This window comes from Paraburkholderia sp. 2C (assembly GCF_054589215.1).
The window spans coordinates 252,477-266,891 of sequence record NZ_BAAILL010000065.1; the positions used below are offsets into that span (position 1 = coordinate 252,477).

A 14,415-nucleotide genomic window follows, 5' to 3' on the forward strand; every position below is an offset into this window, starting at 1 on the left:
CACTTCTATCGCGAGCCTTCAAAGAGTAGTCTCCTGCTAAAAGGCATCCCCACTCGATCCCAATTCGGAGGAGACACCGATGGATCTTGAAGCTCGCACCATGAAGCGCGTGATGTCCCGGCTCGTGCCGTTCCTGATCGTCTGCTATTTCGTGGCGTATCTGGATCGCGTGAACGTCGGGTTTGCAGCACTGCAGATGAACAAGGATCTCGGCTTCTCCGCGTCGCAGTTCGGCTTTGGCGCAGGCGTTTTCTTCATTGCCTACTTTTTCTTCGAAGTCCCATCGAATCTGCTGCTCGAGCGTTTCGGCGCGCGGCGCTGGATCGCACGCATCATGTTCACGTGGGGTATCGTCGCCGCGGCCATGGCCTTTATTCCACACATTTCCCAATATACAGGTCTGCCGCATACAGACGTGTTTTATGGACTGCGTGTTTTACTCGGTATCGCCGAAGCGGGTTTCTTTCCCGGCATTATTTTCCTGCTGACGTTGTGGTTTCCAGCGGTCTATCGAGGTCGCGTGGTCGGTTACTTCATGGCGGCGATTCCGCTGTCCACGGTGATCGGCGCGCCGATTTCCGGTGCGCTGCTGTCGCTCGACGGGCGCGCGGGTCTGGCGGGCTGGCAATGGCTGTATCTGCTCGAAGCCTTGCCCGCGTTGCTGCTCGCGTTTGTTGTGTACTTCTATCTGACCGACAAGCCGGCCGACGCGCATTGGCTTGCCGCCGACGAGCGCGATTGGCTCGTCGCGCGCCAGGCGGATGAGCGCAAGCATCGTGAGGCCGTGCGCGCGTTCAGCGTGAAGCAGGCATTGTTCAATCCGCGCGTGCTCGCGATCGCGCTGATTTATTTCGGTGCGAATGCGACGAACTACGGCTTAAGCTTTTTTCTGCCGCAGATCGTCAAGTCGTTTGGCCTCAGCAACGTGCAGACCGGCTTCGTCACGTCGCTGCCGTATGTCGTCGGCGTGATCAGCATGATCGTCTGGGGACGCCATTCGGACCGCAAGCTCGAGCGCAAGCGTCACGTCGGTATCGCGCTGCTGGTCGCGGCTGCCGGCATCGCGGCGTCCGCGGGGCTCGATAGTCCGGTGTTGAAGATGATCGCGCTGTCGATTGCGGGCTTCGGGATTTTCGGCTGTCTGCCCGTTATCTGGACACTGCCCGCGGCGTTTCTATCGGGCGCGGCCGCGGCCGGCGGTATTGCCGCGATCAATTCGCTGGGCAACCTCGCCGGCTTCTTCGGCCCGTATGCAATGGGCTGGATCAAGGACAGTACCGGCGGTTTCGGCGCGGGCCTGATTTGTCTTGCGGGCGCGGGGCTTGTCGGTATGGCCGCGGCGCTGCTGCTGCATCACGATCGCGCGCTCGAGGTGGCCATGAGCGGCGAGATGGATGCGCACGAGGAAGGCAGCGTCGTGCGTTCGTGATGGCGTGAGTGCGCCAGGCACACTAAGCGCAGTAAGCGCAGTAAGCGCAGTAAGCGCACTGAGCGCACTGAGCGCACTTAAGTTTTGCGCTTCCGCTCGAGCCGTAACGTGTAATGCAGATAGTCAGTGCGCACGAACAGGTACTCGAAATCGACCGGCTCGTTCTGCGCGTTGTGCGTGAGGCGCTCGATCTTGAGCAAAGGGCTGTCGTCATGCATCTCGAGGATCTCGCGCATCGCCGCGTCCGGGGAAATCGCGGCGATGTCGAGATCTGCGTAGCACAGACGGATTTTCATATCGTCTTCGAGAATCGAAAAGAGGTCGCGGGTCACAAGGGCTTCGGAGCCCCTGAGCACCTCGCCTATTTCCACTGACAGATACGTGATATCGAGCGATACCGGTCGTCTGTCGAGATAGCGCACGCGCCGTATCTCGGTCACGTAGCTGCCCGGCTCGATGCCGAGCTTCGCGGCGACGATGTCGTTGCAACGCGTCACCGTATGCGAGAGCACGCGGTTGGTCGTGCCGCGCCCTTGCCGCCCCATCGCTTCGGCGAACCCTTCCAGATGGTTGATTTCCTGCGTCGCGTTCGGCTCGCTGACGAAAGTGCCTTTGCCGGGCACCTTGAACACGAGGCCGTCCGTCTGCAATTGCGCGAGCGCTTGCCGTACGGTGATGCGGCTGACGCCGAACTGTTCCATCAATGCGCTTTCGGGCGGCAACTGCGCACCGGGCGCCAGCGCTTTGCGTTCGATTTCGGCGCGCAGCGCCTCGCGGATCTGCGAGTAAAGCGGCGCCGGCGCGCCGGTTTCGCGCGTGGCTCGCTTCTTTACGGTGGTGGGTTTCGAATGTCGCAAGGTAAGTGGCTGGCGCGGTGTGGTCGCGTAGCGATGATATAGCAATCGATCGGTGTTTCAGCCGCCGGACGGTTACCTGTCAACATGGGTTGCGCTTGATTTTCGACCTGTTATAACATGTTATAATGACATCGAACTTCAAGCGCGGGGCACCGTGAGTCTCACCACCACACTCTGGCTGTTCTTCGCGGGCCTCGGCTCGAGCGCGCTCGGCGGCATGCTTGGCATGGCGAGCGGCCTGTTTATCGTGCCGCTGCTCGTGGTGCTGTTTCACTTCGACCTGCATGCGGCGGTCGGGGCAAGCATCGTGTCGGTTATCGCGTGCTCCTGCGGCGGCGCCGCCGACTTTTTACGGCACGGCCTGACCAACGTGCGTCTCGCGCTGGTGCTCGAAACGGGCACGACACTTGGCGCGCTGACCGGCGTGCTGGTGGCGGGCCTGATTCCAGTCGCCGCGCTCGATTTCCTGTTCGCGGTGGTTCTGCTGGTGTCGGCATGGCAGATGTATCTGCGCCGCACGGATCCGGTGGCGGGCGCGATGCCCGTCTCGCGCGGCGGCCTTGCCGCGGCGCTCGATCTGCATTCGAGTTATCGCGATCCGCGTCTGAAGTGCGAGGTTGCCTACGAAGTGCGGCGCGTTCCCGCCGGTCTCTCGTTGATGTATGTCGCGGGCCTCGTGTCCGCGCTGCTGGGCATCGGCAGCGGCATTCTCAAGATTCCCGCGATGGATCACGCGCTGCGCTTGCCGATCAAGGTGTCCACGGCCACGTCCAACTTCATGATCGGCGTGACGGCGGCCGCGAGTGCGGGCGCTTACTTTCTGCGCGGTGAGATCGTCAGTGCGATCGCGGGGCCGGTCGCGCTGGGGTCGGTGATTGGCGCCGTGATCGGTGCACGCGTATTGATGAAGGTGTCGAACGAAAAACTGCGACTGCTGTTTACGAGCGTCCTCGTGCTCGTCGCCTGCACGATGCTGCTGCAAGGCTTTGGGGTCGATCTCACCGCGTCGGTCCATCCATGAACGCGCCGCGATTTTCTCTGCCGCAGCTGGACCGTTGGCTAGCGGCGCTGCTTCAATACGGCACGTGGGTGGCGTGCGCGGTGATCGGCGCCGGTCTCGTGCTGAATGCCGCGACCGGCGCCGGTATGTTGCAAGCGAAACAGGCGCCGTGGGGCGCGAACGTGATCACGGCGGGCGTGGGCCTGTTCGTGCTGCTGCCGATTCTGCGCGTCACGCTGATGCTCGTCGTCTTCGCGCGGCAGCGAAACCGTCGATATGTCGCGATCGCGGCGACGGTGCTGACGATCATTGCGGCAGGCTGCGCGCTTGGAATCTGGCTTGGGCCCGTCGGCGGATAAGCCATCGTCGAGGCCGGCGGCACCGCTTGGCGTTGGCCGCGGTCCTTAGCCGCGGCCCTTAGCCTTTGGTCACACCTCAACGCAGCGGCACATAAATCTCCGTCAGCAAATCGGCCGGGGCCGTATGCTTCGGGTCGTTCAGATACTCCTCGAACACCGGCGCGTCATCCGCTTCGTGCCCGGACTTGACGAGCCATTCGCCGAACAGCCACTCATAGGCCGCGTGCATGTCGCTATACGGACCTTTGTGACGCAGCACCGCATACCGGCCGCCGCGCACCGGCGTGATACCGAACGGCGCCGACACCTCGACCGGCCGCGGCAGCCACGCGCCCGCTTTCGCGCGCAACTGCTCCTTCGCGACGACGCCCGGATCGTCGTAGTAGATGCCGATCATCCGCATATCGTCGGTCAGCAGGTCGCGCGCGGCGAGCCAGCCCGCGAGCGCATCGAAGGCCTTACCGATCTGCATATAGTCGCCCACGTGCTCGATCGACACGACTTCCATCGCCGGTACGTCGCGTATCTCCACGTCTCGATGTTCCATTTCAGCACCTCCAGAAATGACCGGCCGAAACCGGCGATGACTCCCTTCCTTCCGATACCGCGCAGGCGGCATCCCATACACCGCGCGAAATGTGCGCGTGAACGACTGCAAGCTGCCATAACCGGACTGCGTTGCGATTTCGGCGATCGGTTGCGTACCGTTCGCGAGCAGACCCGCCGCATGATGAAGCCGCAGACGCCGCACCGTCGTTGCGATCGTCTCGCCGTACAAACCCTGATAGATGCGGTGCCAGTGGTATGACGATAAGCACGCGATCCGCGCAAGCCGGTCCATATCGAGCGGTTCGTCGAGATGGTCGTAGATGTAGTCCAGCACGCGCTGCAGCCGCGCGAGATAGCGGGACTGATGGCTCTGATCGTTCATGAGGGCACGCGAGCGGTAATCGGGTTGAAAGCAAGGTAGCACGAGTCGATTTAACAAATCCTGCGGAGTTTGCGTGGTGCGTAAATGCACATGCATGCCGCGATACGTGCAAACACATGAGGCGCCGCGGCGCGTAGATTCGACGGTGCCGAATTGGAAACGAGCGTTTCTTAAACACGGCGGGCGGGCGCGTAACGTAACATCGCGTGTGCGTAGTACTCGAAGCCGTTGCCGTTGCACCTTGGGTGCGCCCACCTTCCCTTACGAACCGCATTCGACCCATGAACCCAGATACCGTCCGTTCCGCTTTCGCGCCCAAAGGAAAACTGCGCGCGTCGATTAACCTCGGCAATCCGATTCTTGCGAATCGCAACCCGCAGACAGGCGAGCCCGGCGGCGTCTCCGTCGATCTCGCACGCGCGCTTGCGGAGCGGCTTGGCGTGGAGATCGAACTCGTCGTATTCGATACGGCGGGCAAGTCCGTCGAGGCGGTATCGGACGAACGCGCCGATGTCGGCTTCTTCGCGATCGATCCGTTGCGCGGCGCGAGCATCGCATTCACGGCGCCTTATGTGCTGATCGAGGGCTACTATCTTGTGCGCGACGCCTCGCCGATTCGTCGAAACGACGAGGTCGATGTATCGACGAATCGCGTCGCGGTAGGGCTCGGTAGTGCATACGATCTGTTCCTCACGCGCGAACTGAAGCAGGCGACGATCGTGCGCGCGCCGAGTTCGCCGGCCGTCGTGCAGACGTTCCTCGATCAGGCGCTCGACGTGGCGGCGGGCGTCAAGCAGCAACTCGAAGCCGACGCCGCGCGCACCGCGGGACTGCGGTTGCTCAACGAGCGCTTTATGGTGATCCAGCAGGCCATGGGCGTGCCGAAGAGCCGCGGCGACGAGGCTGCCGCTTTCCTTCGCGCCTATGTCGAGGACCAGAAGCGCAGTGGGTTCGTGGCGGCGGCGCTTGCGCGTCACGGGATTAACGGCGCGTCGGTGGCGCCGGCGGCTTGAGCTTTGACAATTTCGATAGCACTGAGATTTATGCTTGTGTCGCGCGACGCGTGCCCCTCAGTGACCGGCGTCGGTGATATCGAATTCGCATTGAGCCAGCGATGTAAATCATGACATTTGCATAAAACGTATGTCGAGCGCGTCAAGCTTAAAGACTTTGTCGGCTCGACTACGCATAAACGATTACAAACGGATCCAATCCGCGAGCGACGATCGCTCCATGTCAAAAATAAGGCAAGTTGTCGAATCTCGTAAGATTCGCTCAATAACTAGTTTCTTTACACGAAAAAAATAATACGATACGGGGTGCAAATCAAACGTCACCCGCATTCGTGTGAATGATCATGGCCGAAACCATCGCAAATAAACTCGAAAAGAGCCGACAGACATTGCTCGATTTATCCACACGCAATCGTTTGCTTAGCCTCCCAAAGCGTGCTTCCAGCAAGCTAATCAACATATACGACGAATTGACCCCCGAGGTTTATCGTCTGCTTGTCGCCGAAGGTCGAAATATGACCTTCCTGCCGGGTAAAGCAAGTGAAAGAAGCGGCGAGGATGGAACAGCAGAGTCCGAGCCTGGCGACGACGAAAGCGGCGTTTCATTGCCTCAACCGGCCGACGATCCTGATGATGAAGCCGGCGTAGCAAGTCGTCATCGCGACCTCAGGCTTCAAACGAAGCTCGCGTCGGACAAGCTTCAACATCGTCTGCTGGAAATGTATTACGACGCTCGTACGTTCATCGAAGAGCAAGGCGTCAACATCCTTTATCTGGCTCTCGGGCAATTGAAATGGTTTGACGTCAATTCACCGGAGACCGAACGTTATGCGCCGCTCATTTTGTTACCAGTGTCGCTTGAGCGCAAGAGCGCGGCCGAGCGCTTCCACCTTCAGTGGTTGCAGGAAGACGCCGCAGAGAATCTATCTCTAGCTGCAAAGCTCAAGGCGGATTTTGGGCTCATCCTCCCGGAGTTTCAAACGGGTGATGATTTCGATCCGGTTGCTTATCTGGACCGCGTTGCTTCGGTTATATCGTCGCAGTCGGCGTGGGAAGTCCGCCCGAACGCGATGGCGCTCGGCTTTTTCAGTTTCGCCAAGTTCTTGATGTACCGAGATCTTGATCCTGCCAACTGGCCGGCGCACAAACGAATCGACGAGCACGAACTGATCGTGGCCGCGATGCACGAGGGATTTCCCGCGACGGGCGAACTGTTTCCGGAGGATACGGTAGTTGACGACGTCGTAAGCGTGGCAGAGCAAAAGCACGTCGTCGACGCGGACAGTTCTCAGTCGCTCGCCATTGAGGCGGTGCGTCGAGGAGGACATCTGGTTATCCAGGGACCTCCAGGGACAGGTAAGTCGCAAACAATCACCAATGTCATTGCCTCAGCGATTGCCGACGGGAAACGCGTGCTCTTCGTGTCCGAAAAGATGGCCGCGCTGGAGGTGGTTTTTCGTCGACTAACTGCTATTGGGTTGAGCCCGGCGTGTCTCGAGTTGCACAGTCATCACGCAAATAAACGACGCGTGCTTGAGGAGATCAAGGCGACAAGAGATCTTGGACGACCCAAGATCGCGTCGCGCGACGAGATCATTAGTGAACTTGAATCGATACGTCGTCGATTGAATGGCTATGCGGCCGCAATGCATGCCTCCTTCGGTGAGTGCCGCAGGACTCCCTTTCAGATCGTCGGTCAGTTGGTTCGCTTGGCCGATGTGAGCTTGTCAGGCTTGCCGGTGTTGCTCGACAGTCCGGAAAGCTGGGCTGAGGACACCTATCGTGCGCGTAAAGCTCTCGTGCATGACTTCGTCATAAAGGCTGCGAAGCTCGGTGGCGTCGGCGGACACGCTTGGCGTGGTGTCGGATTAACCTCGCTGCTGCGTCTGGACGCCGAGCGTCTGATCGGTCAGGTTCAGCTAAGACAAAAAGATGTGTCGCTACTGCTTGCTGACAGCGCAGCATTTGCCACGTCACTTGGTTTGCCGCTAGCGAAAACAATGGGCGAATTGATCGAGCAACTCGAACTCAGTCGACAAATCGGTGCGGCACCCACCCTCGATCGTGCCACGGTCGCGTCAGGAATCTGGGCGAGTGGGTTAACGGCACTTGAGCAACTCGTTCAGCACGGGAAGCAGTTCGATGCATCTCACGCGAAGCTACAGTCCACGTTTGCCGAGTCCGCTTGGAAGGAGGATGTCGAATCGTGCCGCCGGCATATTGCGGCACATGGCGATTCGATCTTCCGAGTATTTTCGGGTGCCTATCGACATGCCATGTCAAAGGTCAAGTCGCACACGAAGGCCCCGTTACCCAAATCGTATCGCGACCGGGTCGCCCTTCTGGACGACATCATCCAATCCCAGGAACATCGAAAGGCGATCGCAGATCGGGATCGGGACGGCCAAGCCGCATTCGGGAGCCTGTGGAAAGGTGAGGCAAGCGATTGGCAGCAATTGGCTGCGGTCGTCAAATGGATGTCGGGCCAAGATGGAAAGGGGTTGTCTGAAGCCTTCCGCACTCTATATTCAAGTCTTCCCTCGCCAGAGCAATGCGCGGAACTGGGAACAGCACTGAGTGGAAAGCTTAAGGCACTCGAAGGCAGCCTGACGGCACTCTTCTCTGCCTACGCACTCGACTTGCCGGTAGCTTTCGGCGTTTCTGATCTAACCGCAGTGACATTCGACGGGCTTCAGAACCGCCTGCAAAGCTGGGCTGCATCGCCGGAAGTGCTCTTTGATTGGGTGCAATACGTCGCTGTTCGCACAAAAGCACAAACCGAAGGACTGGCCGAACTTGCCGCTCAATTTGAACTCGGCGTGATTGAGCTTGACCGATTTGAACGTTTTTTCGAGCGTGCCTATTACGAACAGATGTTGCGCGCGCTGAGCCAACATGACAGTACTGTCGCTACCTTCGACGGCGACCTGCATAGCGAGTCGGTCGAAGCCTTCCGTTCGCTCGACAAGCGACGCATCGAACTGGCTCGCGCAGAGACTGCGCTAGCGCATTACGAGAAGATACCGCGGGGAAATAGTGGTATCGGTCCGATGGGCGCGCTGAATGGGGAAATTGCCCGTAAGCGCGGCCACATGCCTTTGCGGCGTCTTTTCAAGCTGGCGGGTGCTGCAGTGCAGACAATAAAACCGGTATTCATGATGAGTCCGCTATCGGTGGCTCAATTTTTGGAGCCGGGCGCTGTCGAATTTGATCTCCTCGTAGTTGACGAGGCGAGTCAGATCGAGCCGGTCGACGCGTTGGGCGCAATAGCGCGATGCAGGCAACTCGTTGTGGTCGGCGATGACCGCCAGTTGCCACCGACACGCTTCTTCTCCCGGATGACCTCGGACGTCGAGACCTCCGAAGATGAAGAATCGTATCTCGCCAATGCTGCGGACGTGGAGAGCATTCTTAGCCTCTGTATCGCTAAAGGGATGCCGCAGATGATGCTGCGCTGGCATTATCGGAGCCGCCATCAATCGCTGATAGCTGTTTCGAACCAGGAGTTCTACAAAAACCAGCTTTTCATCGTGCCGAGCCCGCATACGTCTTCGTCTGGAATGGGGCTGCGGTTCAATCACATTGCTAACGGGACATTTGACAGTGGTGGTGCGCGTGTCAATCGTGAGGAGGCGCGCGCGATAGCCCGCGCAGTCATTGGACACGCCAAAACTGCGCCGCAGATGAGCTTGGGCGTTGCGGCATTTTCGCTGCAGCAAAAGATCGCCATTCAGGACGAACTTGAACTCTTACGACGTCAGCACCCGGAAGTTGAACCGTTTTTTACCGGTCATCCGGACGAACCGTTCTTTATCAAGAACCTCGAAAACGTGCAAGGCGACGAACGAGACGTCATCTTCATTTCGGTCGCGTATGCAAGAAGCACCGCTGGCGATTCACGCGCGCCTTTGCCGATGCGGTTTGGCCCAGTGAGCCTCGACGGGGGAGAACGCCGTCTGAATGTACTGATTTCACGGGCCAAACTTCGCTGCGAAGTCTTCTCTTCGATCACGGCGGACGATATCGACTTGGAACGTGCAAAGGGCAAGGGCGTAGCCGCTTTAAAAGTATTTCTCGGCTACGCAGCAACGGGGCGGCTTACGCTCGCCACTCAAAGCGGGCGCGATCTCGACTCGGTATTCGAAGAGGAAGTCTTGCAGGCTTTGAGCGCGGAGGGTCTGACTGTACATCCGCAGGTAGGCATAGCTGGATTCTTTATTGACCTTGGCATTGTCGACGCAGACAACCCCGGTCGGTATTTACTCGGGGTCGAGTGCGATGGGGCGAGCTATCACGCTTCCCGGTCTGCTCGCGATCGCGACCGCCTGCGGCAATCGGTGCTGGAAGACCATGGCTGGATTCTTCACCGTATCTGGAGTACGGATTGGTTCAGGCAGCCGAAAATCGAATTGGAAAAGGTTAAGACCGCAGTCATTGCAGCAAAGGCGGAACTCGAATCGCGCAAAGACATGGAACGCTCGAAACCCGGCGCGATGCAAATTATCGTTGACCGTGAGGATGCTTCGCTTCTGCAAATAGACTCCACGCGTCGTGCAACCATTCCTTACCAAGAAGCAGCCGTTGATGTGCCGAATCATCAGGAGTTGCATGAGGTGCCAATCACACGACTGGCAGAGTTGATGCGGCAGGTGGTAGACGTTGAAGGCCCTATTCATTTCGATGAGGTCGTTACGCGAATCCGAACCTTGTGGGGCTTGCAGCGAGCGGGGAACCGTATCCGCGAAGTGCTCGACCGCGCGCGACAAGTTCTCGTGACTGACTTGGCCGCGACGACGGACAATCACTTCCTCGATATACCGGGGCGACCAATACGTGTGCGCGACCGGACGCAGGTGGGATCGGCTACATTGCGCAAGCCTGAGTATCTGCCGCCGTTAGAGATCAGGGAAGCGATTGGTTCCGTTTTACGCGAAAACCTGGGTGGGCATCGGGACGAAGTGCCTTCAGCCGTTGGCCGCCTCCTCGGCTTTGGTACGGTAAGCGCCCAGTTGCGGGAAGCGGTTCTTTTGCAGTTGGATTCACTACAGCGAGACGGCGCTGTGTTGATGAGCGGAAATATCTACCGTATGTCATCGCCGTCATGACGGTAGAGCGTACGAGCCGCGCGCCTTTGTCTATACATCGGACGCGCGCTGATTCGGCCAACGAAACTGCCGCCCCAACGCGCTGAAATACCCATCGCCATCACCCATCGCACTGGCATCTTCCGCACCTGCCGCGAGCCGCGGCAGCGCCGACCATGGTAACGTCGGGTGCAGATGATGCAGGCCGTGCAGATGATGGTTCATCACCACGATCCGCCATCCGCGCGCAAGCCTGAAATTGTGCGCGCGGCCGGGACGGTCGAGCGCGACGCCGTAATGCGGCATGTTGTCGGCAAGTGAGATCCATATGCCGCGCAAATAGCAGATCAACACCAGCACGGGCCACCAGCGGCCATATAACGCGAACGCCGCGCCGTAAATCGCGAGCGTCGCGAGGAAATCGAGTCGCGTCTGTTTGCGTCTACGCTCGGCGCTCGCGAAGTCGACAAAGCGCCGACGGATCTCGTCGCCTTGCTCACCGTTCGCATTGAACCCGTCGTGTAACAGACGCTGGACGAGTTTGACCGGCAGAAACGCGATGCAGGGCGACAGCAGTTCGATCAGATAGAACCCGCCGCACAGCATTGCCAGATATCGAAGCCGTGCAAGCCAGCGCCGCTCGCCGGCGTGGTGGATATCGGGCTGATCGTACGGTTCGCGCGTGAAGCGGTGATGCATCAGATGTCCGAAGCGAACGGCATCGAAAGGCAGTGCAAGCAAAATGGAAAGCAGGCGTCCGACGTTTTCGTTGGCCGTGTGCCGCGGCAGCAATTGACCATGAATCGACTCATGAATGAGACCCCAGTGCGTGGGCGTGAGCAGCACGACCGGCACGATCAGGCCGAGTGCGGCCGTGCCCGTGTGCTGAAGCAGCAGCGCCATTCCGGCGAGTTCGATGCCCATCGCGAGCACGACAAGCGCAATCAAAGCCAGATTGGCTGAAACCCCGACGCCGGACGGCGGGCCGCCCGGCGATGCATCTTTAGCAGCCTCGTGGGCTGATCTTGTTCGATTCATTTGCCGCATTCCTTGTGAGTAGTCGCTATGGCCGGCGGATAAACGAGTTCCTCCAGCCTAAAGCCCTCGTACGCTCGCACACTTCAAGGACAGGAAAATGAATACGTCGTACCGAAGCGACTCACGCGATCCGTTGAAATCCTGGAAACGCTCACCCGAAAATTTGCCGAATTTCGATAACGTGGATACTGCCGCCCTCGTAACATCGGTTACATCGGTTACATCGGTTACATCGGTTACATCGGTTACGTCGGTTACGTCGGTTACGTCGGTTACGTCGGCTATGTCGGCTATGTCCGCTACCCATGGTTTCCATGCGCGGCCGTGCCGGTATCGACGGGCGCTGTGTTCGCGCGCGGCGGCTTGCCAGCAAACCGCGTGACGATCCCGGTATTTGGCGCTATCGTGGCAGCATCGCTGGCATGCGCGGCGGCACAGACTGCGCGGCGCCGGCCGATGCCAGAGAGGGAGTGCAACGATGAGCTTTACGGAGAGGATCGGCGCGCGCACCTACCGCTTCGCCGACCTGAAGACCTTGCTCGCGAAAGCGAGCCCGCTGCGCTCCGGCGACCAGCTCGCCGGTGTGGCGGCGGCGAGCGAAGAAGAACGCGTCGCCGCCAAAATGGCGCTCGCCGACGTGCCGTTGCGCACATTCCTCAACGAAGCGCTGATTCCCTATGAAAGCGACGAAGTCACGCGGCTGATCGTCGATACGCATTCGCCCGACGCTTTCGCCGAAATCTCGCATCTGACGGTCGGCGATTTTCGCAACTGGCTGCTCGCGGCGAGCGCGGATTCGCGCGCGCTCGAGCGCATTGCCGCGGGCCTTACGCCCGAAATGGTCGCGGCGGTGTCGAAGCTGATGCGCAACCAGGATCTGATCGCCGCGGCACGCAAGCGTCCGGTTGTCACGCGCTTTCGCAACACGATTGGTTTGCCTGGCCATATGTCGGTGCGCCTGCAACCGAACCATCCGACCGACGACGTCAAAGGCATCGCCGCTTCGATGCTCGACGGTCTGATGTACGGCTGCGGCGATGCGGTGATCGGCATCAATCCGGCCTCGGACAGTCTCGCCGCGATCACGAAGCTGCTGCGGATGATCGACGACTTTCGCCAGCGTTATCAGGTACCGACGCAATCGTGCGTGCTGACTCACGTGACCAACACGCTTGCCGCGATCGAGAAGGGCGCGCCGGTCGACCTCGTGTTCCAGTCGATTGCGGGCACTGAACAAGCCAATGCGAGCTTCGGCATTTCGCTTGCACTGCTGCAGGAAGCGTACGAAGCGGCGCTGTCGCTCAAGCGCGGCACCGTCGGCGATAACGTGATGTATTTCGAAACCGGACAGGGCAGTGCGCTTTCCGCGAACGCGCATCACGGCGTCGACCAGCAGACCTGCGAAGTGCGCGCGTACGCGGTCGCGCGCCAGTTCAAGCCGCTTTTGACGAACACCGTGGTCGGCTTTATCGGGCCCGAGTATCTGTACGACGGCAAGCAGATCACGCGCGCGGGCCTCGAAGACCACTTCTGCGGCAAGCTGCTCGGCGTGCCGATGGGTTGCGACATCTGCTACACGAACCACGCTCAAGCCGATCAGGACGACATGGATAACCTGTTGACGCTGCTCGGCGCCGCCGGCGTCAACTTCGTCATGGGCGTGCCGGGCGCCGACGACGTGATGCTCAACTACCAGAGCACGTCGTTTCACGATTCGCTGTACCTGCGCGAAGTGCTTGGCTTGCGGCGCGCGCCGGAGTTCGAAGCATGGCTCGAATCGATGAGGATCACCGATCAGCGCGGCGCGCTGCTGAACAGCGCGGCCGCGCGGCAACCGCTGCTCGAAGGCGCACGCGAATGGGTCGGAGCGGTGCCATGAGCGATTCCGTCGAGAAAAATCCGTGGGATGCGTTGCGCGCTTTCACCCACGCACGCATTGCACTGGGGCGCGCGGGCAACAGCGTGCCGACGGCTCCACTGCTTGCGTTCAACCTGTCGCACGCGCAAGCGCGCGATGCAGTCCATCATCCGCTCGACGCAGACGCGCTGCATGAGCGACTGCGCGCACATGGATTTGCCGCGACGCTCGATGTTCATAGCGCGGCGCCGGACCGCGAACACTATTTGCGGCGGCCCGATCTCGGGCGTAGGCTGTCCGATGAAAGCCGCGAGGTGTTATCGAAGGCGACGTCCGAAGAGCCCGATGTCGTGTTTGTGATTGCCGACGGGCTCTCCGCATTCGCGGCATCGAAGCAATCGATTCCAATGCTGCAGGCGATTCACGCGAGGCTTGAGCAGGATTGGACAATCGGTCCGATCGTCGTGGCCCGTCAGTCGCGCGTCGCCTTAGGCGATGAAATCGGCGAATTACTGCGCGCGCGCATCGTGGTGATGCTGATCGGCGAGCGGCCCGGCCTGAGCTCGCCGGACAGCCTTGGCATCTATCTGACCTACGCGCCGAAAGTCGGCTGCAGTGATGCGCAGCGCAACTGCATTTCCAACGTGCGCCCTGAGGGGCTGAAGTTCGACGCCGCCGCGCATAAGCTGCACTATCTGCTCACGCACGCGCGTCGCCTTGAATTGACCGGTGTCGGACTAAAAGACGAAAGCGATGCACTGCTTGAAGACGCACCGACGGCCGGCGATGCAATGCCTCTTGCCGGCAGCGGTGGCGACACACCCAACACGCTCAACGCGCACTAAA

10 protein-coding genes are annotated in these 14,415 nt (G+C 59.9%); 7 read left to right on the plus strand and 3 right to left on the minus strand.

The window, feature by feature from the left end; translation table 11 throughout:
- The first annotated feature begins 79 nt into the window (after positions 1 to 79).
- Positions 80 to 1,429, plus strand: coding sequence for an MFS transporter (locus ACYPXD_RS30005; protein WP_459720384.1), 1,350 nt, complete (start codon positions 80 to 82; stop codon positions 1,427 to 1,429).
- 77 nt (positions 1,430 to 1,506) lie between these two features.
- Here ACYPXD_RS30005 and ACYPXD_RS30010 read toward each other — a convergent pair whose 3' ends face one another.
- Complete coding sequence (locus ACYPXD_RS30010; RefSeq protein ID WP_459720387.1) at positions 1,507 to 2,286, minus strand: GntR family transcriptional regulator; 780 nt, start codon at positions 2,284 to 2,286, stop codon at positions 1,507 to 1,509.
- A gap of 154 nt (positions 2,287 to 2,440) precedes the next feature.
- Here ACYPXD_RS30010 and ACYPXD_RS30015 point away from each other — a divergent pair, with 154 nt between their 5' ends.
- Together ACYPXD_RS30015 and ACYPXD_RS30020 are read left to right on the plus strand one after the other, a co-directional pair.
- On the plus strand, positions 2,441 to 3,307 hold the full coding sequence (locus ACYPXD_RS30015) for a sulfite exporter TauE/SafE family protein (RefSeq protein WP_459720390.1): 867 nt from the start codon (positions 2,441 to 2,443) through the stop codon (positions 3,305 to 3,307).
- Positions 3,304 to 3,645: a DUF1634 domain-containing protein gene (locus ACYPXD_RS30020; RefSeq protein ID WP_459720394.1), complete on the plus strand. Its 342-nt coding sequence runs from the start codon at positions 3,304 to 3,306 to the stop codon at positions 3,643 to 3,645. The genes ACYPXD_RS30015 and ACYPXD_RS30020 overlap by 4 nt, the downstream gene beginning before the upstream one ends.
- A gap of 76 nt (positions 3,646 to 3,721) precedes the next feature.
- Here ACYPXD_RS30020 and ACYPXD_RS30025 read toward each other — a convergent pair whose 3' ends face one another.
- The gene (locus ACYPXD_RS30025; protein ID WP_459720398.1) at positions 3,722 to 4,576 is read right to left on the minus strand and encodes an AraC family transcriptional regulator; all 855 of its coding nucleotides are present in this window, start codon (positions 4,574 to 4,576) and stop codon (positions 3,722 to 3,724) included.
- Between the two features lie 281 nt (positions 4,577 to 4,857).
- Here ACYPXD_RS30025 and ACYPXD_RS30030 point away from each other — a divergent pair, with 281 nt between their 5' ends.
- A complete protein-coding gene (locus tag ACYPXD_RS30030) occupies positions 4,858 to 5,589 on the plus strand; it encodes an ABC transporter substrate-binding protein (protein ID WP_459720401.1) in 732 nt (243 codons plus the stop codon).
- A 344-nt stretch (positions 5,590 to 5,933) separates the two neighbouring features.
- Positions 5,934 to 10,694, plus strand: a complete 4,761-nt coding sequence (locus tag ACYPXD_RS30035) for a DUF3320 domain-containing protein (protein ID WP_459720404.1) — start codon at positions 5,934 to 5,936, stop codon at positions 10,692 to 10,694.
- Between the two features lie 30 nt (positions 10,695 to 10,724).
- Here the strand turns inward: ACYPXD_RS30035 and ACYPXD_RS30040 are convergent, their stop codons facing one another.
- The gene (locus ACYPXD_RS30040; RefSeq protein ID WP_459720408.1) at positions 10,725 to 11,711 is read right to left on the minus strand and encodes a fatty acid desaturase; all 987 of its coding nucleotides are present in this window, start codon (positions 11,709 to 11,711) and stop codon (positions 10,725 to 10,727) included.
- A 478-nt stretch (positions 11,712 to 12,189) separates the two neighbouring features.
- Between ACYPXD_RS30040 and ACYPXD_RS30045 the strand changes: the two genes are divergently transcribed.
- Both ACYPXD_RS30045 and eutC read left to right on the plus strand, forming a co-directional pair.
- Positions 12,190 to 13,590, plus strand: coding sequence for an ethanolamine ammonia-lyase subunit EutB (locus ACYPXD_RS30045; RefSeq protein WP_459720411.1), 1,401 nt, complete (start codon positions 12,190 to 12,192; stop codon positions 13,588 to 13,590).
- Positions 13,587 to 14,414: an ethanolamine ammonia-lyase subunit EutC gene (eutC, locus tag ACYPXD_RS30050; RefSeq protein ID WP_459720416.1), complete on the plus strand. Its 828-nt coding sequence runs from the start codon at positions 13,587 to 13,589 to the stop codon at positions 14,412 to 14,414. The genes ACYPXD_RS30045 and eutC overlap by 4 nt, the downstream gene beginning before the upstream one ends.
- Position 14,415: the final 1 nt, after the last annotated feature.

What these genes read in the sequence shown, in the direction of transcription:
- ACYPXD_RS30005 (WP_459720384.1), top strand. Translation starts at nt 80, where the DNA reads ATGGATCTTGAAGCTCGCACCATGAAGCGCGTGATGTCCCGGCTCGTG.
- ACYPXD_RS30020 (WP_459720394.1), top strand. Translation starts at nt 3,304, where the DNA reads ATGAACGCGCCGCGATTTTCTCTGCCGCAGCTGGACCGTTGGCTAGCG.
- ACYPXD_RS30025 (WP_459720398.1), bottom strand. Translation starts at nt 4,576, where the DNA reads ATGAACGATCAGAGCCATCAGTCCCGCTATCTCGCGCGGCTGCAGCGC.
- ACYPXD_RS30030 (WP_459720401.1), top strand. Translation starts at nt 4,858, where the DNA reads ATGAACCCAGATACCGTCCGTTCCGCTTTCGCGCCCAAAGGAAAACTG.
- ACYPXD_RS30035 (WP_459720404.1), top strand. Translation starts at nt 5,934, where the DNA reads ATGGCCGAAACCATCGCAAATAAACTCGAAAAGAGCCGACAGACATTG.
- ACYPXD_RS30040 (WP_459720408.1), bottom strand. Translation starts at nt 11,711, where the DNA reads ATGAATCGAACAAGATCAGCCCACGAGGCTGCTAAAGATGCATCGCCG.
- ACYPXD_RS30045 (WP_459720411.1), top strand. Translation starts at nt 12,190, where the DNA reads ATGAGCTTTACGGAGAGGATCGGCGCGCGCACCTACCGCTTCGCCGAC.
- eutC (WP_459720416.1), top strand. Translation starts at nt 13,587, where the DNA reads ATGAGCGATTCCGTCGAGAAAAATCCGTGGGATGCGTTGCGCGCTTTC.